Annotated in this window: 25 protein-coding genes; 4 read left to right on the top strand and 21 right to left on the bottom strand. The window is 46.8% G+C overall.

Annotated elements, in window-relative coordinates:
• Nucleotides 1–7: 7 nt before the first annotated feature.
• The 17 genes from H3001_RS11540 to H3001_RS11465 form a co-directional block, all read right to left on the bottom strand.
• Complete coding sequence (locus H3001_RS11540) at nt 8–877, bottom strand: helix-turn-helix domain-containing protein (protein WP_181214995.1); 870 nt, start codon at nt 875–877, stop codon at nt 8–10.
• A gap of 12 nt (nt 878–889) precedes the next feature.
• Nucleotides 890–1,033: a hypothetical protein gene (locus tag H3001_RS11535; RefSeq protein WP_229105980.1), complete on the bottom strand. Its 144-nt coding sequence runs from the start codon at nt 1,031–1,033 to the stop codon at nt 890–892.
• A gap of 35 nt (nt 1,034–1,068) precedes the next feature.
• On the bottom strand, nt 1,069–2,319 hold the full coding sequence (locus H3001_RS11530) for a TPM domain-containing protein (protein ID WP_181214994.1): 1,251 nt from the start codon (nt 2,317–2,319) through the stop codon (nt 1,069–1,071).
• Nucleotides 2,316–2,966, bottom strand: coding sequence for a hypothetical protein (locus tag H3001_RS11525; RefSeq protein ID WP_181214993.1), 651 nt, complete (start codon nt 2,964–2,966; stop codon nt 2,316–2,318). The genes H3001_RS11530 and H3001_RS11525 overlap by 4 nt, the downstream gene beginning before the upstream one ends.
• Nucleotides 2,967–2,974: 8 nt before the next feature.
• Nucleotides 2,975–4,480 (bottom strand): energy transducer TonB, encoded by a 1,506-nt coding sequence (locus tag H3001_RS11520; protein ID WP_246368569.1) that lies wholly within the window; start codon nt 4,478–4,480, stop codon nt 2,975–2,977.
• Nucleotides 4,481–4,577: 97 nt separating this feature from the next.
• The gene (locus H3001_RS11515) at nt 4,578–6,251 is read right to left on the bottom strand and encodes an energy transducer TonB (RefSeq protein ID WP_246368568.1); all 1,674 of its coding nucleotides are present in this window, start codon (nt 6,249–6,251) and stop codon (nt 4,578–4,580) included.
• An 879-nt stretch (nt 6,252–7,130) separates the two neighbouring features.
• Nucleotides 7,131–7,919 (bottom strand): PRTRC system ThiF family protein, encoded by a 789-nt coding sequence (locus H3001_RS11510; RefSeq protein WP_181214991.1) that lies wholly within the window; start codon nt 7,917–7,919, stop codon nt 7,131–7,133.
• Nucleotides 7,916–8,617, bottom strand: coding sequence for a prokaryotic E2 ligase family D protein (locus H3001_RS11505; protein WP_181214990.1), 702 nt, complete (start codon nt 8,615–8,617; stop codon nt 7,916–7,918). The genes H3001_RS11510 and H3001_RS11505 overlap by 4 nt, the downstream gene beginning before the upstream one ends.
• 5 nt (nt 8,618–8,622) lie before the next feature.
• Nucleotides 8,623–9,531 carry a hypothetical protein gene (locus tag H3001_RS11500; protein ID WP_246368567.1) on the bottom strand — a complete coding sequence of 303 codons (909 nt, stop codon included), beginning with the start codon at nt 9,529–9,531 and terminating at the stop codon, nt 8,623–8,625.
• Between the two features lie 38 nt (nt 9,532–9,569).
• Entirely contained in the window at nt 9,570–9,740 is a 171-nt protein-coding gene (locus H3001_RS19495; RefSeq protein ID WP_246368566.1) for a hypothetical protein, read from the bottom strand.
• A gap of 4 nt (nt 9,741–9,744) precedes the next feature.
• Nucleotides 9,745–9,966 carry a PRTRC system protein C gene (locus tag H3001_RS11495; protein WP_181214988.1) on the bottom strand — a complete coding sequence of 74 codons (222 nt, stop codon included), beginning with the start codon at nt 9,964–9,966 and terminating at the stop codon, nt 9,745–9,747.
• Between the two features lie 3 nt (nt 9,967–9,969).
• Entirely contained in the window at nt 9,970–10,974 is a 1,005-nt protein-coding gene (locus H3001_RS11490) for a PRTRC system protein E (protein WP_181214987.1), read from the bottom strand.
• A 107-nt stretch (nt 10,975–11,081) separates the two neighbouring features.
• A complete protein-coding gene (locus tag H3001_RS11485) occupies nt 11,082–11,300 on the bottom strand; it encodes a hypothetical protein (protein ID WP_032945891.1) in 219 nt (72 codons plus the stop codon).
• Between the two features lie 386 nt (nt 11,301–11,686).
• Nucleotides 11,687–11,923: a hypothetical protein gene (locus H3001_RS11480; RefSeq protein ID WP_181214986.1), complete on the bottom strand. Its 237-nt coding sequence runs from the start codon at nt 11,921–11,923 to the stop codon at nt 11,687–11,689.
• A gap of 196 nt (nt 11,924–12,119) precedes the next feature.
• On the bottom strand, nt 12,120–14,216 hold the full coding sequence (locus tag H3001_RS11475; RefSeq protein ID WP_181214985.1) for a type IA DNA topoisomerase: 2,097 nt from the start codon (nt 14,214–14,216) through the stop codon (nt 12,120–12,122).
• Nucleotides 14,217–14,322: 106 nt separating this feature from the next.
• Nucleotides 14,323–14,583, bottom strand: a complete 261-nt coding sequence (locus H3001_RS11470; protein WP_181214984.1) for a DUF4099 domain-containing protein — start codon at nt 14,581–14,583, stop codon at nt 14,323–14,325.
• A 36-nt stretch (nt 14,584–14,619) separates the two neighbouring features.
• Nucleotides 14,620–16,392 (bottom strand): DUF3945 domain-containing protein, encoded by a 1,773-nt coding sequence (locus H3001_RS11465; protein ID WP_181214983.1) that lies wholly within the window; start codon nt 16,390–16,392, stop codon nt 14,620–14,622.
• A gap of 219 nt (nt 16,393–16,611) precedes the next feature.
• Between H3001_RS11465 and H3001_RS11460 the strand changes: the two genes are divergently transcribed.
• The 4 genes from H3001_RS11460 to H3001_RS11445 all read left to right on the top strand — a co-directional run bounded on the left by H3001_RS11460 (nt 16,612) and on the right by H3001_RS11445 (nt 21,145).
• Nucleotides 16,612–17,439: a hypothetical protein gene (locus H3001_RS11460; protein ID WP_165859012.1), complete on the top strand. Its 828-nt coding sequence runs from the start codon at nt 16,612–16,614 to the stop codon at nt 17,437–17,439.
• Between the two features lie 14 nt (nt 17,440–17,453).
• The gene (gene tnpB, locus H3001_RS11455; RefSeq protein WP_181214982.1) at nt 17,454–17,813 is read left to right on the top strand and encodes an IS66 family insertion sequence element accessory protein TnpB; all 360 of its coding nucleotides are present in this window, start codon (nt 17,454–17,456) and stop codon (nt 17,811–17,813) included.
• A 74-nt stretch (nt 17,814–17,887) separates the two neighbouring features.
• Nucleotides 17,888–19,513: an IS66 family transposase gene (tnpC, locus tag H3001_RS11450; protein WP_181214981.1), complete on the top strand. Its 1,626-nt coding sequence runs from the start codon at nt 17,888–17,890 to the stop codon at nt 19,511–19,513.
• Between the two features lie 756 nt (nt 19,514–20,269).
• Nucleotides 20,270–21,145: an Abi family protein gene (locus tag H3001_RS11445; protein ID WP_229033879.1), complete on the top strand. Its 876-nt coding sequence runs from the start codon at nt 20,270–20,272 to the stop codon at nt 21,143–21,145.
• Between the two features lie 170 nt (nt 21,146–21,315).
• Here H3001_RS11445 and H3001_RS11440 read toward each other — a convergent pair whose 3' ends face one another.
• From H3001_RS11440 to H3001_RS11425, 4 genes are all read right to left on the bottom strand, one after another.
• Entirely contained in the window at nt 21,316–21,813 is a 498-nt protein-coding gene (locus H3001_RS11440; RefSeq protein ID WP_032945885.1) for a hypothetical protein, read from the bottom strand.
• Between the two features lie 11 nt (nt 21,814–21,824).
• Nucleotides 21,825–22,079 (bottom strand): DUF6926 domain-containing protein, encoded by a 255-nt coding sequence (locus tag H3001_RS11435; RefSeq protein WP_181214980.1) that lies wholly within the window; start codon nt 22,077–22,079, stop codon nt 21,825–21,827.
• Nucleotides 22,072–22,338, bottom strand: a complete 267-nt coding sequence (locus tag H3001_RS11430; RefSeq protein WP_181214979.1) for a hypothetical protein — start codon at nt 22,336–22,338, stop codon at nt 22,072–22,074. The genes H3001_RS11435 and H3001_RS11430 overlap by 8 nt, the downstream gene beginning before the upstream one ends.
• Before the next feature lie 217 nt (nt 22,339–22,555).
• On the bottom strand, nt 22,556–23,550 hold a 995-nt coding region (locus H3001_RS11425; protein ID WP_449578835.1), incomplete at its 5' end, for a TraM recognition domain-containing protein.

The raw sequence follows: 23,550 nt of genomic DNA, 5'->3' as shown, positions 1-23,550 counted from the left end.
TAAATGGTCAGCTCCTGTTTCTCCGGATATTAACCGGTGTATCACCGAGATTCCGCTTGCAGAAATCAGACAGGTAAGACTGGTTCGCAAACCCGCATTGTTCGGCAATCTCCGATAAGGGACGGTGTGTAGTCCTCAACAGTTTCAGCACCTGCTCGGCACGTTTTTGCCGAAGCCACTGGGCTACAGGACAGTTAAACAATCTCAGGAATGTCCGACGGAAGGTAACGGTACTGTTTGCTCCGCATAGTTCCGCCAGTTCTTCTGCTGTCTTCGCTTCAGTATGGCATTCCATCACTTTCTGAATGAAAGAATGGTCGGTATGGATACCGAGCAGTTCTTCCGCTTGCAAAACGACTTTACGATTGATGTGTTCGTAGGAGGCATCGAGCAGTTTGAATGATACCTCAATACCTTCTGCCGGCTCGGAGGCGGAAGGCATTCCGCATTGTATTCTCGCTTCGCGGAAGTAGTAGTGCATTCTGTGATAGATGGCTTCTAGATGCTCTTCACGGTGCTTTTGCAGCAATCGGCATAAGGTCAGTAACTCTTCTACGTAGCAATAATGTGTGTACCATATTTGCAAACGCATGACATAGCGGGTGGATTCTGCTTCACCGGCAGTCATGAACAGCTCCAGCCATCTCTCAAAGTCCGGCTGTTCATGGGTGATCGCTTCGGGAAGCCTGTTCATCCATCCGGCAATCGTATTCATGAATTCCATGTCCGATGCAAAGGGACGCAGTTGCCGCTCTCTTCTCTCCTCCGGCATATCCTTGGATATGGTCACACAAAGCATACGCAGACGTGCTTCCCGGGGATCGTCCGGTTGCAGGCGTGAAAGGAGATAACCGTTTATTGAAAAGTCTTTGTCCATAGCAGAGAAAATTTATCGGTTTTCAAACCTGAGGGCCACCGTCATGCGGAATGCCACATTTTCCAAATCGTATGTTTCCTCACCCCAGTATTGAGGCTGTGCGGCACTGATGCCACAAAAGAAACTCAAGATTCCCATGATAAAAATAGTTTTCATGATTTGCATGTTTTTGTTAATATTGATATACTGTATTAGAAACGGCTGGATGAACCTCCGCCTCCGGACGATCCTCCTCCGAAACTGCCTCCGCCACCGCCTGAGCCTCCCGAACGTCTGGAAGAGGTGTTGATTTTCGGTATTGTATAGCCTACCATGTATTCGGCATCGCAATGCATACATCGATGGCGAGCCTCCATCAGTCCTTCTGATAAAGTGGTGGCTTTAATTATAGTCCGATATTTTTCTTCCTTGTGCAGCGTCATGTGCCCGCAGGAGGGACAGCATTCATAGCCGTCCTTTTCAAGCGGTATCCGGATTTTCACCTCTTCGCTGCAAGCGGAGCACCGGTAGATGCGGATGTAGGCCGTCTTCAGTTCTGTTTCTTTGCGTTCGCTTTCAGTCAGCCGTTTCGTATCCTGTATCAACTCGTGCAAAGGAATCTCCCGGAGGGTTTCCCGGTTGCATTTCGGGCATGTCCGGCTGCGCCTGAGGGTCTTTTGTTTCTGTATGCCGAAATACCAGCAGGCAATACCCAGCATGGCGGGCCACACCGGTACCAGCCAGCACAGTCCGAGCAGGGTGCGTACAGTAAAGGGGTTTCGGGTCGCCAGCAAGGTTAGTGCGGCTTCCGTCCCTTCGTCTTTGGGCGTCATCCTGTGTACCGCCGATTTCCAGACAAGCCAGTTTATAAGTATCAGCATCAGGGCAAACACGATAAAGACCAGGGAGGGGGTGGTACGCCGGAACTTTTTTATCCATGCTTCCGGCGGTGCTGCCTGATAGTCACTTCCGTACAGAACTGCCGCCACCGCCTTGACACCTTCAAGCATTCCTGTATTCCAGTCATTTTCCCGAAGATGTGGCACCATGGTTTCCATCTGTATTCTTTTGCAAATGGCATCCGGCAATACTCCTTCCAGACCATACCCGGTCTTGAAGGTGATATCCCGTATATCCCGGGTCAGCAGAATCAGCAGTCCGTTGTCATCTTCCGCCTTGCCGACACCCCACCGGTTGAACAGCGTAACGGCAAATTTATGCGGTTCCTCTTCTCCGATGCTGTTCAAGGCGACAACTGCCACTTCTATGGTCAGTGAGTCCTCCAGTTGTTGCAATATATCGTTGATTTTATTCTTCGTTTCACTGTCCAATATATGGTCAGGGTCGGATACCCAATTGTCCGCATCGTATGTCTTGGGATTAGGTACATCATCGACCGTTCCCCATGCCATCGGGCAGAAACCCACCAGAACGGCTATGCAGATTATAAGTTTTCGTATCATATAGTGCCTCCTTTCTCATGGTTATTCATATCGACCGGTCTGAAAGAACGTCTGCTGTCCTTTTCATCGTATTTTTTTAATTTTTCGCTGTTCATTTCCAACAGGTAAACGACGAATCCGGAAAATCCAAGCAGGCACATCACACTGAAAAATAAGAGCAGAAGCATCCAGCCCCAGCCGATATTGTCAAACATGGGTGAGGCAAACCTCATGCAGATAATATAGGCAAACCCAAATGCCGCAACCAATATTCCCAATGCCATGACGGGAAACAGCAGGATTATTGCCAGTGTTTTCCATATCAGTTTGCAGAATTTGGGGTGACGGCCTGTGACAGCATAGCCAGCCAAAGAGCAAACGGTGGCAGATACCAGTATCATTATCAGACAGATAAATCCAGCCATCAGCCATTTCATTGGTGAAGCGGCGGCGAGCGACCCTCTGCTCTCTGCAAAGATATTGGCAAACAGTCCTTCACTGATGATAAGATGCCCCAGACTGAACAGTGCGGTGGTCAGAGCAAATACAATCATGAAAATAACACCCGCTGCCAGACAGCCTGACGGCTCTTTGGAGTCCTGCTTCCTTCTCCAGATAATCAGTCCGGTTATCAGAATCTGTAGTACAATCAGGATATATCCTTCCATAGGCTCGGTCAGTTAAAAAAGACTGGGAGTGTAAAGACAAAGGGGATCGCCTTTCCATTCCATTTTGCCGGGACATACTTTATGCCGTAGAGGCAGTCGCAGACCGTTTTTTTCAATAGCGGGTGGGGGTCTCCGTCTATTTTTACGTTGCTGGCAACGCCGTCAGTTCCGATGGTTATTTCCGCCGTCATACTTCCTGTAATTCCTTGCTCGACGGCCTCTTCGGGCTTCCTGAGCAATTGTTCCAAGACCATGTTCCAATCGTCCGGCATTCCTGTCTGCGGGTTGATGGGCTTGGCTGGCTGTAAATCAGGACTGAAATAATCCACTTCCTCCATCTCTTCCGGTTCGGTCTGTTTTGTATTGTCAGGTGATTTCTCTGAGCACAACCATTCTATAAGTTCACTACATCGCTCGTGGTTGATTAATAATCGCGATGCTTTGCCTTCCGATGGGGCAAATGCAGTTATCTCTGCAATTTTCCGTTTCTTTTCATCCGGCATATAGAGCAACAGACTATCCCCCTGCAAGGCAACCGTGTAGTGCTTTCCCATAACTCCGGTAGCGTCTGTTCCGTCATTTACCTCTGAAACTTCATCTTCCATATAGTGTTCCATAGTCTCTTCAAGGTTGTTCGGGTCAATGTTTTTTCTTTTCAACCACTCTTCAAACGAGATTTTCCTTATACTATTTTTCAGAATCTTGTCCAAATCTCCTGTTATGGCTGTTTGAGAGGACGGCTCGTACCAGTTACCGTCTCTGTGATAAAGGCAACCCATGCGTCTCAGTTTGTCGATCTTCTCTGCGTCTGTGGAAATGATGAAGCCGTTGCTGTCAACCTTTTCTATGGAAAAAGTCATGCTGCCCCAAGTCACCTGTACAGGTTTGTTTCCAAATTCCTTAATGGGTACTGTGATGCGGTTGTATTTCTCAGGCATATAGAAAGACAAGGAGATGTGTCCTCCTGCAATTTCCTGATAAGGGGCAGTTAACGGTATCTGCAACCCGTACCATATATTTAATGTATCTTTGTTCTGGACTTTGTATCCGCCCTCAAGCAGATAGAGATTTTCATCCGGGTGTATATAGACCGGTTTACCCTGCTTATCCGTCAGATGAATCTGTAAATCAGTCTCCAGGTCGAAGAAAAGGTATTTGCGGAATCCCGTGAAGTTCCCGTTCTCATCCTGATGATCAAACATCCACAGTTCGGATTCTTTCCGAATGTCGAAATTTGAAGATAAATCTTCAAATTTGCCTCTTAGCATTAGGTTACAGAAGATAGAAGAATCCTTGTTAGGCTCTATGAATGCCTTGTTAAAGCACCTTAATAATACTAGCAGACCTCCTGTTGCGTATTTGAATTTGCCCGCCCATTCCTCCCAAGGGAGTCTATACAGTTTGAACTCTTTGTTTCCTGACAATGAACCAAGTTCGCCGAATGCCGCTCCTGTCTCTAACTGATAGAGCGCTTCAAGTCCTTCCATGGTCTTTTTTTTCTCTTCTTCTGTCATTTTCGTCTTGTTTTGTGCCCATGCTCCCAGTACGAGACATGCAAGCAGTACGGTTGATAATATTCTTCTCATGGTGAATGGTGATATTGTGTTTTCATTAGAATAATACAGGAATAATGGCAACGGATGCGACGCATTCTCCGTCATATTTTGCCGGCATGAACCGCATGCGGTAGATGCAATCCGTTACAGTTTCGCTCAAAGCCGGATGCGGCGAGCTTGTAATTTCCACTTTGCTGACAGCACCATCGGCCTCAATTACCACCGTAGCCATTACCTTGCCCGTAATGTTCTGCCCGGCAACTTCTTGTGGGAGTGTAAGCATCTGCGACAGTTCTGCACTTAATTCACTTTGAGAGCCAGTTTCTAAATTAAGCGGAATGGCAGGCTGGAATCCGTTTTCGGACAAGTCTATTGTCTCCGTATCTTTTTCATATAAATGCCAGTCAATGGCATTGCGCCCCTTGGTCAGTGTCCGGGCATATTCGACACCCATTTTCAAATGTCCCTCCAGATAATCCCTGAAACCTTCAAGCACCCGGTCCTTATCAAGCCGCAATCCGCTGGCTGATTGTTTTTCAGGAATATCCCACTCGGCACCGGCCCTGTATATTTCAACGGCATCCATTCCGTTCATAAAGACATAACCATAAACTACATTTTGTCTGTATGCTTTGTTCAATTCTGCTTTGATGACTTTGTTCATAAGACATATCGAGTCGCAGTCCTGACACAGAATCGCATTTTTAAAACGTTCCGTTATATCCATGGCACTCCTCAGTCCGTCTCCAAAAGCGGCCATGATGGCAGGACTGTTACCCCGGGAAAGTAGCATTGCATCAAACTCCTCTCTGTGAGTTTCTCCTATAAACCACTTATATTCCATAATCCAGCCAGCCTGTGCTACTCCCACTGCATACGAAATCATATCATTAGGTGCCAGCAAGGCATTCCGTTCGTCGGGTGTAAGCTTCATGTTGTCTTTCAGTTTGTGGATGCCGTCCGGGGCTGCAGGAGAATCAAATTTTGCAATTGCCGAAGCCAGGGCTTCCGATTGGGTGATGTCATTGCTTGCTGTGGCGGTATCTATCCACTCTGGAAGAATAAGGGCATCATCGGCATGCTCTTGACACAGGAAATAAGGTCTGTTGTGATTTGCGATGTCGTAATAGCGTTCTTTCTCTCCATTGAAAAAAGAAAACCATTTATCAGATAAGGTGTAATAGTGCCGGGATATCTCATTTTCAGAAGCGATATGCTTCCTTACCTGTTTCAGCACATTGGAAATTGCGGCATCGATATAATCCAGTTCCGGATAGGGATTTGTTGAGTATGCTCCCATAAGGGCTCCGTTGCGGAAGCAGATCCTTTCCATTCCGGTACTCTCTGCAATGCCCCGCAATTGTTTCCGGAGCGAGGAATAGTCTTGTAGAACGATTTCTTTCCAATGCTTTACGCCAAAGTCATAGCCGGCGTGGATATACGGGGCGTACTCTTTCCTGTAAGTTTTCACCTTGACGGATTTTCGGGCGAGCCTATCATAGGCGGTGGTATAGCATAAACTGTACACGATAGGATCCAGTACATCAATTTTGTCTCCCGGTTGTGGGAATTGTACCTTGGGTGCCGCTTTCTTTTCAGTCGCCATATTCCATACCGTATCATTTGTCACCTTTATATCAGGCTCCTCTTCGGTTATCCGGTTCGTATTCTGAGCTCCGGCTGACAATACCATGCCTGAGAACAATGCTATGAATGCTGTTTTTCTCATAGCAGATTTTACAGGATAAGACACCTTGATATCATTCCAAAGGTGATTGTAGAATTTATATATTGCGAGAATCTGATTATTCAGGATAGAGAATGGAAAAGGGAAGTAGGAAAACACTTGGTTAGCACAGGTACAGTTCGGCAAACGCAAAATAGTGAAAAGCCATCCTTTCATGGCTATATATCCGACCGATGCCTTTTGCCGGTAGTAAGAGCCGGGATTCGTCAGATAATTTTTCTTCTCCCAATCACAGAGATTGGGGATAAATCCGGTTTTGACTTTCGGTGGCGGACTCTCACCCCAAGCGTTTTTTATTATAGCAATTACGTTTTTCATAATCTTATCCGTTTTTTCTGCATAAAAATAGCTATATTCTACATATGAGAGTTATGAATGCTGATAAATTTTACGGATTTCTGTTCATATCCGTCAATTATCCAACACACATGGATTCCCTTATTGAAAATTGACATTCGGACTGTTCCGATTTTCGCCATCGGACTTGAATGCCACACTATCTGACAAGAAAGTGTGGAGCCGGTTTACTTATTTGTATTAGAGGTTCTGGTAAAACCCGGAAGCAAATAAATGAAAACAGTACCCCACACCTATATCGCATGTCATTCGCATACGGATACATGTGACAAGTGTTACTGCTCAGCCCTGCTTCCATTTTGAAATTTACCAGATTTCTAATACAAGGTGTTAGCGAAACACATCAACTATATATGTCTGTCGTTTGCACGACTTTACAAAGATAGTCTGTTTTTCGATATAGCAGCTATTTGGGTACTGTAATTTTTCAAAGTTAGAGATTATTTTTATTTGTATCCTTACGCTTTCTGTTTTATTTTCCGAAAATCTGTTCATAGTTTCCAGTTATATTCCAATCGGATTCACTTTCATCGTTTCCAGATTCAGGTACAGCCCGTGATGCTCGATTATCCCGTTGCGGAACATCTTCCACAGGATATTGCAGCCGAGTTGTGCCAGCGTGGAATTGATGAACAGGTCCTGCCTGTCCAATGCTTCCGCCAGCGAGCAGCTTGGACCGGACTCTTCTTCCTTTACCCGAGAGTATCGCACGAAACGGGTGATTACCTTCAGGGAACTGACAGTTTCATACAGTTTGGATGCCGGCTGTTTTATTTTTTTCGGCACCGTACCCATAACGACCTGTCCCGTGGTCTGCGTGTTTCCGAAATCCATCCAATACAAAGGGGTTTCGTAAGTGCAATATGTCGGTTGTGGCAAAGCCTTCAACAGGTTCCACAGGTCTATCCGGGATTTGATGTTGTCCGTACAAGTGATTGTGATATTGGCCAGATTATCCCGTCGGGCATCCTTCAATACGGTCGGATAGATGTCCGGCTGCGCCTTCCAGTCGTTGCCGAAGAAATTGTTTATCCGGGAGACAAGGCATTGCGCCTTGTTCTGTCCCAGATCAGACGGACCGAAAAGCTGACGGCCGATGTTGGCTTCCGTCACGATGTCGGGGTCATACTGGGTCACGAACAGTCCCGGGTGTCCGAGTCCCCTCAATGCAGTATCAAGCCGGGCCAGACAGGTTAGTACCTGCGAGCCTGTTCCTCCCGCTCCAATCAGATTTACCGTTACCGGATGCTGCGGGTTTACCAGATAGTTGTCAATATAGTGTACTCTTTTCATTTCAGGATGTCTTTAAGTTTCAGGTTGTTAAATGGTTTTAACTCTTCGAGGTCGAAAGGTCTGTTCCTGGCTGCTTTCGTCACCAATACAAGGTTTGATCGGGTCGGGTTTCCGTTGCCTCCCAAGTGGGAGAACTCCGTCAGCCAGAATTTCTTTTCCCAGTATTGCAGCAGCTTTTCGTAGGTCATATCTTTCGGTTTCTCCAAATTGGCAGAACCCAGGCAGACGCCGGATCCGGTCACGTTGAAGAACGGTGCGGCATATAGTGGCGTATCCTTGTCGGGTGTATCGCCCTTGTAGGCATATATATTCATCCCGTGTTCCCCCGCCTCGTAAATCACTCCAGGCAGGTTGTATTCCGCATTGTCGATTTTAAGCTCCGGACCGAAGAACATCATCCTTTTACCCGGAGGATTGTACCATACATAGCGTTCGCTTCCCTTGCGTGAATCACAATACATCAGGTTGGACGGTATTTTTCCGTAGGGCGTGCTGCCGTGCCTTTCCGAATACCCCTTCACCAGTTCGTTCATGAATTCCAGGGTCACCGGTCTTCCTTCCGTCATATTCCCCCGTTCGTCTATATCCCGTACCTCCAGAAAGAAATTCCTCTCATTTTCCGAGGCGTAGGCAATCAGTGCCGCCTTGGGAATAAGCAAGCTCTTTAAGGTCCTTGTAAGTTCGTTTGTCTCTATCATGATTTTCAAATGATTATGTTGATGAATTTGTCCGCCCATTGGAGAAATCGCTCCGGATAGTCATCCATGTAGAACAACTTTTCAGTTTCCGGTGACAGGGCGAGTGTCGTTGCAGGTATGATGTCGTAGGTCTCCCTGCTGTATGAATTGTAGTAATCTACCAGGTAGTCTGTCACCATATCGTTGCTGTCATAGACTACACGAATCTGCTGGTGGAGATACATCGGCAGGCATTCAGGCTCCTCTTCATAGAAAGGGTCGTAACTGTATTCCATGATGCCATGCTCCGGTGACAGGAAGTCCAATCCCTCCTTCATGGCGGAGACCAGCGACCGCTCATAGTCGTTTTGGGGCTCATACCGGTCAAGTGCTTTCGGAAGGTTCTTGTAGTAACACCTGTTTTCCACCCTCCGGAGCAACGCTTGTACCTTGCCGTTCTCGTAGGAGCGCAGGAGTTTCAGCCGTTTTCTCCTTTCCTCCGCTGTCTCGTCCGGAACTTCTTCCGAGAGCCAAATCAGCACATAGTCCGTGTCATCCTCGTCCAGCACGGTCTGTATTCCGTTTGCCTTCATCAGTTTATGGATAAACGTGATGGAGATACGTCTCAGTTCCGGGTCGAGAGCTTCCAGGAATTTCACCGGGAAATAATACAATGTCAGTACACCCCAACGATGGGTTTTCCAGAGCCTGAACAGCAACCGTCCGTTTTGCTCTTCTATATTGACATTCAGTTCTTCTCCGACAAGGACTTCCATTTCTTCGTGCAGTTTTGCGATTCCTTCTCCGAATGTACGTCCCGGAGTATGTACCGCTTCCTTTCCCAAGAGGCAGGCATACCTGAAATAAGAATCACGCAGGAATTCGTAATTTTCCTGCGTGATGAGATTGTACCTGTTTCCTCCGGTGTCTTCCATGAAGAGACTCGGCAGCGGTCTGGGCAGAAACGTGGTGTTCAGAAAAGAGGAACGGCACCGCTTGGCGCCGTTATCCTTTCTTTTCTGTCCGTTCCATACCGGATATTGCGCACGGTCTGTCCGATGATGAGCCTTGCCAGCCGTTCCGCCTGCTGTTCGTCCAATGGTACACATGATTTCTTCTGTTTCTTGTTGTTGTCTTTATCCATACCGTCAGCCTTTTGTCCCGATGGTTGTCTTGAACTCGTATTCCGTCCTGTCATCCCGGATGACAGGACCATGTACGGTTGCCGTAGTCAGTTCCGGATAGAAGTTCGAATAATAACTCATGACCATGTCCGGAGAAAGGTTCGGATCCGGGTCTTGAAGGGTTACATACTCTGTTCCTTTCTTGAATTTGAATGTACGTGACATCCCTTTGATTTGAAGTGCCATAGTTTATCGGGTTTGATAAGGTGAATATTTCGGTTCCAGCATGGATTGCGGAAAGTCTATGTAATCTTCGTAGTCTTTCGGATTGTAGGCCGGTTGTTCAGAATCGGAGAAGTAAGGCTGCTGCTGTTCATCCTCCTGTGGGAAGGATTCATCCTGCCATCCTCCCGTTGCCGGATGCGTTCCATACATATCCTGTCCCGCTCCCGTATTTTGTGAAGCATAGTGAGGATGCGGTTGCAAGGGCTGGCGTACCGGCTGCTGTTCCGGTTGCTGTATCGGCCACAGCCCGGTCTGTTGTGTCTGCTGTACAGGAGGCTGTCCGAATTCCGGTCTTTCCGGCTGTCGCATTGGGGCCTGTCTTTGCGGTTGCCTGCTTGCTGGAGCTTGCCGGGCCGGAGCATAAGCCGGTTGTGGCTGCATGACCTGCTGCGGTTGCGGTTGAGTACGGTTCTGTACTACCGGTTGCTGCTCCGGTTGGGGCTGCTGCTCCATCAGGTCAAAGAGGCTTCCCTTGTTCATTTCCTTGTCGACAGCCTGAATCTTTTCTTCAATCCCTTTCAGCTGTGCTTCATTTGCATGGGCTTTTGCCTGTCCGAGCAGGTTGAGGGCTTCCCGATAATTCTTGGCGGTAGTCATTTCTTCCGCCTTCTTCATCAGCTTCTCGTATTTTTCCCGTTTTTCTCTCTCTTCCTTTGACTCCTTGGACTTTGCTTCCTTGGCGACCTTGCTGTTGGCTGCCGCCTTGTCCGCCTGTGCCTCGAACTGAACCATGTTCGCAATCAGACCACTGGCTTTCTGTATCGGCCGTGTGACGGTCTGAAGGAATCCTGCGTCAAGTTCCTGCGGTGTACCTGTAACGGTCAGCGGTACAATCTGGTTCTGAGCCTCGTCCTTGAGCCCGTTTGACTTGGGTAATGTGGCAACGGTCAGTTGTCCGTTCGCTTTGCGGATGACAATCGTGAGATCCACGTTTTCTGTCATCATCTGGTGAATTGCTGTGAAAAACATAACTTAAATTATTTAATGGTAAAACGATTTGTTTCAATAGAGTTTATACAGAATAAGAAACAGGGCTTATGATTATCAGTACCCTAAAATCTTATTCTATATAATGTCTAATATTCCCGGAAAAATTCAGCCAAAAGTCTGTTCCTGTCGGGATGGTTGCAGATTTCCAATACCGGATTCAACAGCGTGGAGACAGGTACGGGACCTGTCGCTCCCCTGCCGGGCAGCTTGATGTGCGGTTCCGGCATCCGGATTTTTCTCTTTTTCTCTATCACCGGAATCCATGCCGGAGCCGGTGACTGTCTTGCGATGATTGTCTGTTGCATACTTCTTTTATTTAAATTGTGAATATCCGGGCTTTGGCAGCCCGTTGAACTACAAGGGCCTTTACTGCAAATGCTTCCGGAAAGACAAGGTTTTCGGGAAAAATACCGCAGCAGAGCGAGGATGATTTTTCCCGGGAAACCCCGCAAGGGGCCTGACCTTGTCGTCCGTACAGAAGCATTTGCCATCTTTGCCCTGTAGTTCTTCGGTCTGTCAATGGCTGTATTTCCATCCTTCCTGTTCCTGCTGTTTCTACTTTTCCGATATGACGGACATGGCAGATACAAAAAGAGCCGCCCCCAAGGCAGCTCCGTTCCGTACACTGTTTCTGTCGGAATCTTATATTATAATAGGTAAAGCATATCCGGTTCATGTTTCCTCCTGTTTGCTAAAAGACCAGATAACTGAGGATGCAGAAAAGTATGATAGCGGCCACCAGCAGGCAGGCTATCTTATACAGGAATCTGAAGAATCCCCTGAAGCAGACGATGGCTACTGCTGCCCATACGGGGGATATTCCCCGTGAATACAGATAACTGAATACGGCAAAGGCAACAAGCACCAATGCCGCCATCCTGATCCGTTTGTCTGTTCTCAACCTCGCGATAAATTCTCTTGTTTTCATGACCGTACAGTGTTAATCGGTGAAACATGTCATTTCCTATTTCGGGGGCCGGAAAGCGGACCGCCTTCACAGGCAAGGTTTTCGGGGAAAATACCGGAGCCCGGCGAGGATGATTTTCCCCGAAACCTGCAAGGCCCGACCTTGCAGGTGGAAACCGGCGGTCCGCTACCTTTGTCTCGGAAATGGAATGACTGGATCATTTCCCTTTTCCACCTTTGGGCTTTGGAAAAACAAGTTTCAGGTTAAAGCTCTCGTCAAAGGCGACCATGGCATCGAATGAGATCCCCTTTTTCCCTTTGAACCCCTTAATGAACCGGGTGGAGCCTGAAGAAAAAAGCTGTTCCAGATGCTGGTCGGTCAGTTCCTTGTTCAGAAAACGGCGGAATACCATCAGTCCGCAACCTTCCTTGTCACATTTGGCTGCCTTCCCCCGGATGATGACATGACCACACTTGCATTTGGGACAGGTGAAGGAACGTGATTTAGGCAGAGGAAATTCAAGACGGAGTATTTCACCGGTTGCCTTGTGCGTGTAGTCACGGATAGAACGCATGAACGTTTCCGTATCGAGCGTATGCCCTTCAATCTGAGCCAGTGCTTTCTCCCAGCAGCCTGTCATTTCCACATCCGCCACCTGCATATCCTTTACGGCCTCGAACAGATAGAGCCCTTTTTCCGTAGGACGGATACTCTTTCCGGAGCGTTCAATATAATCTCTTTTGAACAGGGTGGCAATGATGGCTGCCCGTGTGGCAGGTGTACCGATTCCGGAATCCTTTACGGCCTCTTTCGCCTCTTCATCGGTAATGTCCTTTCCGCAAGTCTCCATGGCACCCAGCAGGGTCGCTTCCGTGTAGAGCGGCTTGGGCATGGTCTTCTTCTGCGCCAGTCCCCGGCCCATGACGGGAAGGGCTTCTCCTTCAGCAAACACGGCCGTACCGACTTTCCCTTCCGGTTCGTTACCGTCTCTTTCCTCGCTCCGTGAGAAAACGCCACACCATCCCGGACGGATGACGGAAGAGGAACGTGAACGGAAGACCATTCCCTCACAAGTGCATTCCATGGTCAGCTGCTCTTTCTCGCAGGGGGGCGAAAAGGATTCCAGCATCCTGCCGGCTATCAGGGTATAGACCGCCGATTCCGCTTCGGAGAGTTCGTTCGGGATGATACCGGTAATGATCAGTGCATGATGGTCCGTCACTTTGGTACCGTCCACACACCGGGTATTGAGGTCTGACAAGTCGAAGGATTCCCCGTATGCCTTGAAATCCGATATGGATGTGATTTTTTCCAGCAGGGAAGGAATGATCCGCATGACATCTTCCGGAATATGGCGGCTGCCGGTTCTCGGATAGGAAATGAGTTTCTTCTCATACAAGGACTGGGCTATGGAAAGGGTCTTTTCTGCCGTCAGGTCATAATGGGTGTTGCAGTCTTTCTGCAGGGATGTCAGGTCGTAGAGAAGCGGTGGCTGCCGGAAGACCCTCTTGCGTTCCAGTCGTGTGACTGTCGCCTGAGAACCGGTGCCGATGTTGCCGAATGCCGCTTCTGCTGCTGCCTTGTCCTTGAATTCCTCCGTATGGATGAATTGCCGGTGCGCCTCTCCCTGTGTCAGCGTGATATGCAGTTGCCAATAAGGGACGGACACGAAATTCCGGTTCTCCTTGAAACGGGTACATATCATGGCGAGTGTCGGAGTCTGCACCCGTCCGATGGAATTATTGGCCGAACTTGTGGCTATCGCCAACGCTCGGCTGGCGTTCATGCCCACCAGCCAGTCAGCCTTTGCCCGGCAGTCAGCGGCCGCATGGAGACTGTCATAGTCGCTGCCGTTCCTGAGATTGGCCATACCTTCCCGGATAGCCTCGTCCGTCAGCGATGAAATCCACAGACGCATGAACGGCTTGGTGCATCCCAGATAGTCATATATCCAACGGAATATCAGTTCACCCTCACGGCCGGCATCGGTTGCCACAATGATGCTCTCGCATCTGGAGAATACCCCCTCAATGATTTTCAACTGCCTGGAAGCGGCCAGGTCTGTCACCGTACCCCTGTCCGTGCGGATCAGTCTGGAAACAAGCCGGAACGGGTCCGGCAGCATCGGAAGGTCAGCGGCAGTTGTCTTCGTATAGCCATACGTGCCGGGCAGGGCAAGTTGCACGAGGTGCCCCAAAGCCCAGGTCACCATGTATCCGTTGCCTGTACAGTAGCCTTCCATCTTTTCAGTAGCCCCGACTACACGGGCTATATCCATTCCCACACTCGGTTTTTCTGCTATGATTGCTTTCATTTTCATTTCCTGTAATTTAAAGCCGTTCCCCGTGACCGCCATGGATGACGGGGAACGGCGGTTTGACATTTGATGGTTGATCGTCGTATCGGGTGAAAAGCGGATGCTATGCCACCGGCTTTACGCCAAGGATTTCCATCAGCGGTTCACCGTCCTTGCGTATCAGCTGCAGAGTGGCATCCATCACCACGTCCACACCGAGAAGTACAAGGCTGAGTGAGATTACTTTCGTTTTCGCCCCGCTGAGCAGCGTTTCGAGTTCTCCCGACATTTCCAGTTCGTCCTTGAGAATGCCGATTCCGGCCAGTTCTTCCCAGTTCACGTCTTCCGCCTTGAAAGGCGCGTTGTTTCCATTGTTCATTTTCATGTTTCAGATTCTTTTGGATTATACATTCATTTTACTTCAGGCCATGCTTGCACCTTTGGACCTGCGGCCGCTCTGTTTTGCCTCCTGTCCCTGTTTCTGGGCGTTGGGCACGACATTCCGCTGTGAAGCGTCACGCTTGCGGTCCGGATTCTCGTTGTAGAAGTCCAGCCTGCCCTGGTTGAAGTTCGCCTTGACATACTGGGAGATGGTCTTTCCGTCATAGCCTTTGATGCCCTCTACCAACACGGCCTTGCCGCTCTGGAGGTCGGCACGCTGCTGGCGGTTCAGCTGCACGTCCCACACCTTGTCCGGAATCTTGAACTCCGCACGCTGCTCGAAGCCGTCCGGTGTGCGTGAATAGCTGAGCCGTCCGGTTTCCAGGTCTGCCTTGATGAATGAGGAGAATTCCTCGCCCTTGCGGTTGACCATGTCATTGAGGAAGATGACCTTGCCCTCCCGGAGCTGCTGCTGTTCTTCCGGAGTAATCTTCACGCCGTTGATTTCGTTCGGGATGTAGATTTCACGTGCGCCTTCCGGAGAGTCCGGGTTGTAACGTGTATAAGATGGTCTGCCGGTGGCTTCGTCCAGCTTTACATAAGAGGAGAATAGCTCACCGTCCTTGCGTGCCATCCCCTCCACGAAGATGGCCTTTCCTTGATTGAGGTCTTCAATCTGCTGTTTAGTCAGCTCCACGCCACCCAGCGACTGGCGGTTGAACAGCTTGTCATTCTCAAAGATGTATTCGATACCCCTGCGCTCGGCATTGATCTGGATATGGGCATCGAATTCCTTTCCACCGTTGGAAATCATCCCTTCAACGAATATCTTCTTGCCTTCCCTCAGGTCGTTCTGTTCCTGTTCGGTCAGCTTTACCCCCTTGATTTCCTTCGGGATGAACGCATTTTCCACACGCATGGCAACCACCTCGTTGGTAAGTTTGTCTATGCTCACGAAGGAAGGGATGTATTCCCCGTTACGTCCCTTCAGTTCCACGACACGCCCCATGTTGCCTGTTTCAAGCAGGTTCTTCTTGTCTTCATCGGAAAAGATGTGTCCAAAATAAGGGCGGTCAAGTTCGGGTTTCTGACGGATACCGTGGATACCCAATACGATGGGACCTCCCACGGACTGCTGGAATGACAATCGGGCATCCGTACGCAATACGGCGGAGCCGAAATTCATGCTGATGGGTACGACCTGGTTGGTCTTGTATCCCTTGAGCATCTGGTCAAGGAGTCCGCGCTCCTGAAGTTCCTCCCGGGACAGTCCGAAGTGTTTCAGTTCCTCCCAGTTGATCATTGATTCATTGTAGCGGTACTTGGGCTGCTGCCCGGTTTCCGGGGCGGCCTGCTGCTGTGTCTGGTCTTTCTTTGCCATTTCTTCTTGATTTTGATTGTTTATACTTTGGTTTTCCTTGGTGCGTGGTACAATCTCGTATTTTTTCAGAAATTCATCCACCGCATCCGACTTCCTGCCTGCGGCTATGTCTTCCACCGCCTGTCTGACTTCAGGGCTGTCCAGGGTGTCCTCCTTGATGGTGAGCAGTCCGAAACGGGTCGGGTCCTTGAGCTGGCTCCAGAAGTTTTTCAGAAAATTCTCGAACATGCTGGCATAGCGGTCTATTTTCAGAAAGGAGTTCCGGTGTTCCTTGTCTGCCGGAACCGTCTTGTACCTGCCGTTCTTGTCAATTTCGGATATAGCCTGCAACAGCAGTTCCATCTTGTCGAGAATAAAGACAATGTCACTCAGCTGGTCATTCTCGGTGACTTGTGTTTTCATGGGTTCGTCCCTTACATTTTTCTTTGCCATAACTGTAATTTTTAGAGTTGAAAACTATTGTTGTCACCGCAAATATATAGGCATAATTTTGATAAAACATTATATCTCAATGCGTTGGGCTATCCGTTTCATCGTATGTCATCACGTTTCACCACAGGGAAGAAGACGAAGGTAAGCGTCTCCGCGATGACGTATAGCGCATCTCAAAAACGACTTTTACTTTTGCATAAATCAATAAAAAAACGAATCATGGTAATAGAAAATCCCAACCCGATTCCCTTGGAATATCCTACATTGTTGGAAGTTCTAAAAAAAGAACTGGCTCAAGATCCTAAAAAATCCTTAGTATCGTTCTGCGAAAAGCATTCAATCAATTATGACCATTTTAACAGATGGCTCCGAACCACCGGAAGAAGCTTCACCAGACTATGCAATGAAGTACGCCTGAAGACCGGTCTGCCTCAAAATTCAAATGAATTGTACTTAAACAGCCTCGGACTCTTGAAGACTGAACTTGATAATGATATTAATCTACGTTTCGTTGATTTTTGTGAAAGGCACAATATCAGTTATAGGGGAATGGCGAATTGGCTGGCAATTAACAATATGGATTTTTTCTCCATACGGGCGCAAATATGTGCAGCCAAAGGCATAGAGGTTCCCAAAGGCAGCAGACAGCCTTATATTCCGCACCCTTCCAACGGGGACAAGGCACAAGCAAGATTCGGAAAGACACTGGATACATACCGGAAAGAGCTGGATTCCAATCCACGTTATTCGTTGAAAGTTCATTGCGCCAGAATGGGAACAAGTTATTATGACATGTTACGCTGGATGAGATTTATGAAGGTTAGCGTCAGACAATTGCAAAAGGCAGCAAGCCTCAATGCGAAGATTCCCCGGCAGTCTTCCATGGTCATGGTTCAGTTCCGGCCCAATGGTGGGACCCGCTCTGATATGTTCAGAGGAGTGACTATTAGCTGTCCTGACGGGAAGAGCATTCATGTGGAGGAATGCTCTGTCATAGAATTGTGTACATTCCTGTATACTTATGATAAAGACCAAAGACGAAAATAAATACTCCCGACACCATGTTTGAACTATCAGAAAACAACCGGTACTTTTTCTTTCCGGAACCTGTCCGTATGAGTTATGGTATTGACGGCCTTTCCAAACTGGTTTATGCCCATCCTGCACTTTCATTGGTTTCAGGAGATATATTTGTATTCTTTTCCCATGACCGGAAACGTATAAAACTTCTTCGTTGGGACGGAGACGGTTTTATCCTATATTATAAACGACTCACAAGAGGCACTTTTGACCTTCCTCGTTATAGCACGGAAAAAGGCGTGTACGAACTTGACTGGTACACGTTTTATTTCATAATGCGAGGGATAACTGCTCAAGAACTCCGTTTTAAAAAACGCTTTAGAATTGCCTGTAACAGCTGATAATTATTTGATATACAAAGAAATAATATCAAAAATCACTTGGTAAAATCAGATTTTTTCATTATTTTTATGGTATGAAAAGTTCTGATTTTACATTGGTTCTACAACAACAGTTGGATGTCGCCAACGAGACCAACCGGGTCTTGCTGGCGCGCATTGACGACCTGGGAAAGACCATAGAGGAACTCCGGACTGAACTCGCCATAGCCAATCTTAAACGCGAGGAACTGATGTCGACCATAACATCCATGCAGGAAGCATTATTGGAAAAGGATGCGGACGTAAACAAGCAGAAGAGGATAAACAAGGGACTGTCAAAGCTTATATCCAATAAGTCTGAAAAGCACAAACCATCCGTTATGACCTCCTCGGAAGTTGAAAATAAAACCATGCCCTCCTCTTCTCCGACCAAGAGTGCCTATGCTCCCAAAGAAAGAGGGAACAACGGCGTAAAACGTAAGGAATATTTCGATATTGAGACTGTCATGGAGGAATTGTATCCCATAGATAAGGATTTTAATCCGGTATTGGCCCGTTTAATGAAATTCAGGGATTCCATATCCTATGAATATATACCGGGGAAATTCATCAAGCGCATACGTCGGCAATATTTCTACAGCCAGAACGGTACGGTATATTCCGGTAAGCTTCCGGCCAAGCCATTATTCAATTCCAACTATGACGGTTCGTTCATTGCGGGAATGGCGCAGTTACGCTATATGTACACAATGCCGGTGGAGCGTATCGTTAAATATTTCAAGGACAACGGATTTGAATTGCCCATGTCGACTGCGCATAACCTGCTCAAGAAAGCGGCAGTACTTCTTGACAATCTTTACAATACTATGCGCATGGCTGTCTTATCAGACAAATATATGGGATGTGACGAGACCTACGCCAAAGTCCTCATTAAAGAACCCGGTAAGAACGGTCTACATGTCAAAAAAGGTTATGTCTGGGTGGCGGTAGCTCATAATTTGGGACTGGTTTATTTTTTCTATGAAGACGGTTCCAGAAAAGAGGAAATTATCTTTGATTTTTTGAAGGACTATAAAGGAACTATTCAAAGTGACGGACTGACCGCTTATCGTAAACTGGGGAAACAAGGATTTCCGAATATAATGAGGCTGCCATGCCTCCAACATATAAAAAGAAAATTCAAGGATTGCGAAAAAGATCCCGATGCGGAGGAGATTGTAAGTCTCATTAACCGGCTTTATCACAACAATCACCTTCATACAATTGGAGTGGATGGGTGGACCGAGGCAAAAGAACTACGTTTCCGACAAAAATACGCTCCGCCGATACTTGATGAGATTCAAGAAAAGCTTTCCAAAATTACAAAACGCCCCGGTTACATTCCTGATACCGATATTTATGAAGCCGTTACGTATATGCAGAACGAAATGTCGGATATATGGAATATATTTACCTCACCAAATTACCAACTTGATAATAATGCCATCGAGCGGGTTAATCGTTGCATATCACTTATGCGGCACAATTCGTTGTTCTTCGGAAGCCACGCCGGGGCAAACCGGGCTGTTATTTATTATTCACTGGCATGTTCATGCCGCCAAAGAGGGATAAACTTCTTCGAGTATATCTCTGATATAATGAATCGTTCGGCAACATTACCACCTACTGCATCTATTGAAGCGTATCGGGAACTTTTGCCTGACAAGTGGCATAAATCATAATTATACTTTTCAGCAGGATTACTCTTGTCTGACCTAATTACACTTGATAACGATAATGTTATCAAGTGCTTTTGCGTATCTTAATAGGACTATTTTACATTGTTTTGCGTCATCGCGGAGACGCTTACAGACGAAAGGCAGAAAAACGGAAGAATCAGGGATAAAAGTGAGAAGAACCTACCCGGATGATAAAAGAAAAAGAGGATGGACACATGGTAGGAAAGAGGAAAAGGGAAACGGTAGGAAAGCCACAAACAAAAGCGATAAAGAAAAATAGTATTATGCAGAGTGGAGAGCGAGCTGTCTTTAGTCCCTACTTCCTTCTTTTGCTCCATAAGACCGGCTGATTGTTTTTGTATGGAAGATATCGACAGCGTTATCCATTGCAACATCGGTACCGGCAAAAGACCGCCGTCATCCGTCTTTTTGGTTTTGTCCTATGCGTCGTAGGTCGCTTCGCTTGCTAAGTCCCGGACCTTTTCCCCCAACTCGGACGATGATACCGGAGCGTTTTTTCGGGCGGAAAATTACCAAAGGGAATTTTGTGTCCCGAAAACCGGAGGCTTGAACGTGGAAGGTATCATCCTCCGAGTTATCTTCTCGAAGGGACTTGCCAAGTGAAGCGGAATAATGATGGAATTTTATGGAGGAATATGGAATAATGCTTGGCACGATTTATCTTTCTATAAATCAATCAGCACATTGGATATATGTTTTAAGAAAAATGAGTAAATTCGCATTTAAAATAAATATTCAATGAATTCAATGAAAAAAGCATATACGATAGACCAACAAATAGCCAGACTGAAATCAAATGGAATGACATTTGATGATGAGGAGAAAGCGAAAGAGATTCTCCTTGATGTGGGTTATTACCGACTTGGATTCTATTCTTTTCCATACGAAATAAAGTTCCCATGTCTGGAACATCGTGACCATCAGTTAAAACCGGGTACTACATTTAAAAGTGTCTATGACCTTTATGAGTTTGATACCAGACTCAGGAGATTGTTGCTCAATGCTCTTGACCGTATTGAGGTCAATATCCGTACAAAACTCATCTACAACATATCGCTGAAATACATTGATGACCCCTGTTGGTTTGTCAATCGTAAGTATGTAACCTCTAAATTCGTTAACGATTTTGAAGAACAGGTATATGCGGTTATGCGTAAAAACCCCATTATCCAACGTCATCATGCCAACCATCCGGGGATATATGCTCCTGCATGGAAAACCATCGAGTTTATGACAATAGGCAATATCATAACATTATATGATTCGCTGAAAGAAGCGGAAGCGAAAGATCTGGTCGCTAATGCCTATGGCTGTTCAAGAGGTGTTTTTTATAACTATATGGAAACTATACGTGTACTTCGTAACAAATGTGCACACGGAGGTTGTATTTACCGTATGGACTTTCCTAAAGGAATCAAACGTCTGCCTGCTGACATTTCTGCCGAATGCAGACACAATATTAAAGGTGGCATAGATGTTGTTAGGTATATGCTGGGGTGTATCTCACAATCGCGGAAAAAGGATTTGGAGAATGATATTCAAAATCTTGTCAGTTCCATTCAGACTCCCGAAGCCCAAAAAGTTATAGCGCAGGTTTCCAAAATAGAAAGTTGAATTCATATTATTTGGTTGAATAAAAAAGAATCCTTACCTTTGCAATACTAAAAGTGCCCGTGCGAGCTTAGTCGTCGCATCTGCACTATAAAAAGGAAGAAAAGAAATCTCGGTCATTATGGCTGAGATTTCTTGTTTTTATTGGTATTTCATTACTTTTTTCAATATGTTCAGATTTCCTGCATCGGCTTTTCATACATTCCGAAGCCGAAGCAATCAGCAATGACAAAATCTGAGCAACCTTTTTCTGTGAGTGATTTCAATTCGTTCCGGCTGTTGCAATAATAGAAGATTTCTTCATCCCATTCCGTATCGGAATCCATGGACAATGCAATTCTTGTTTCCAATGTATCCAGAGTGTCCTGCCAACGTATGATGCAATCTGCATAATGCGGTTCGCATTTACGCATGTTACAGAACTCTTGGTAAAGCATATCTATGTCTTTTCTGATTTCATCCGGCTTTTTCCAGCCGGAATCATCCACGATTTCAAAGCCGATTCCCTCTACCAGCAGGCATGTACCTTTATCATAAACCATCATGGTACGTTTGCCGATATGTCTTTTGCGTATTTCTGCCCAATCAGGCAAATCCCAACGTTCGACAGTCCAAATCCCACGATAGTTTTCCGGAATGGCATTGTATTCGCTCAATGTTATCTTTCTCATATTTTTCTGATTTATAGGTTGCAGAACCTGACCGTATAAGTCTTGCACGGTTTCCCGAATGCAGGAAAACGGTCGAACTCCTTATATGATTCCCAATCCACTGACATGGCATATCCGTTTGGAAAATTTTCACCGATAAATTTGGTTATCATTTTTTTGTCTTCGTCGGTAAGAAACAAATCCTCTTCAACACCATATTCCAATGAATAAATCGCCCATTCGGGAATATTATCCCAAATGAGCGTTTTACTGTTGTTGTCATTCATAGTCCTGCTGATTAAGTCTGTTTATAATTTCGTCAAGCTCCGTTTCCCACTTGTCCGTCCCCTCAATGATTGACGGGTAGGTCAGTTGTTGCCACTGCCGGTAATCGAAGAGTTTCATACGCAGCGGATAGTAATCGAAAAGTTTCCGGCCTCCGGAAAATACTCTCAGGTGATTTGTTCCGACTTCCGTCAGTCTCAGACCATAACGGCCAATGATTTCGTGGAATCTTTTCATCGGGGTGAAGTTGCTTCTGCTCATATCTTTTATTTTTAAGTTAAACATTTCACGGCTCTTGAGCCGATTTTTTATTTCTTGCTTGCCTCGCTGTCCCGTGCCGGATTGTGCAAGGCTTTCCGGAAAAATACCGCAAGCGCAGCGCGGAAGATTTTTGCGGAAACCCGTAAGGGCCCGGCCTTGCTCAATCCAGACAGGCACGGGGCTACCTTTGCAGGCTGAAATAAAAAAGCGGTCTATATTATTCCTTATCGCCTTCATCTTGTGGAATCAGATGTTTCAAATCAGGGTCATTTTTTATCCTAAACATCTCATCCTCGATTATCTGCACCACATCCGCCTTTATTTGGGAATAGTTCCGGTCTATTTGTTGCTGCATGATATCGTTGCCATTCTCGTCCTTGAACTCGTTGATGACAGGTATCTTCTTGTAAGCCTTTGTTTCCGCCGCTACCTTTTCGCTATCGACAATAATCCGTGCGTGGAAAATCTTCTGGTCAATTTCTTCCCCGAAGTTGTCCGCCACACTGCCCACGAATGTGCCCTGCGAGAGGTTGGCAATCTTGGATGCAGGTATCAGCGAATCCAACTGCGTGTTAATGGAAGTGGATGTGTCCTGCCGGTTAATAGAGATGGATTGTCGTTGCTGGAGTATTTTGCCAAAACGTTCTGACAGGCTTTTTGCCGTTTCCCCGACCACCTGCCCTGAGAATATATTTCCGACCGTATTTTGGATTACCTTCGCCTCTTTGTCACCGTAGTCACGGGTAAGCTGTGAGAAATCCTGAAAGCCGAGACACACCGCCACTTTGTTGCTTCGTGCTGTGGCTATCAGGTTGTCGATACCACGGAAATAGATGGTCGGAAGCTCGTCAATAATGATGGAACTCTTGAGTTGTCCTTTCTTGTTTACCAACTTCACGATACGAGAGTTGTACAGCCCCAATGCCGCCGAATAGATATTCTGTCTGTCCGGATTATTTCCCACGCATAGGATTTTCGGATGTTCAGGATTATTCAAATCCAACGTGAAGTCATCGCCTGTCATGACCCAGTAAAGCTGCGGTGAAATCATCCTCGATAGCGGGATTTTCGCGCTTGCTATCTGGCCATAGGCTAAGCACCCAGCGCCTTGCCACTTTTTACAGTGGTAGGTTTCCAAGCACTCGCCTCCGAACCGTGCATACAGGTCTCCCCGTACACGGCTCTCCACCTTCTCATTCAGTCTAACTTTCC

Origin of the sequence: Phocaeicola faecicola, assembly GCF_013618865.1 — a bacterium.
Classification (GTDB): domain Bacteria; phylum Bacteroidota; class Bacteroidia; order Bacteroidales; family Bacteroidaceae; genus Phocaeicola; species Phocaeicola faecicola.
This window is presented reverse-complemented; position numbering and strand designations above follow the sequence as displayed.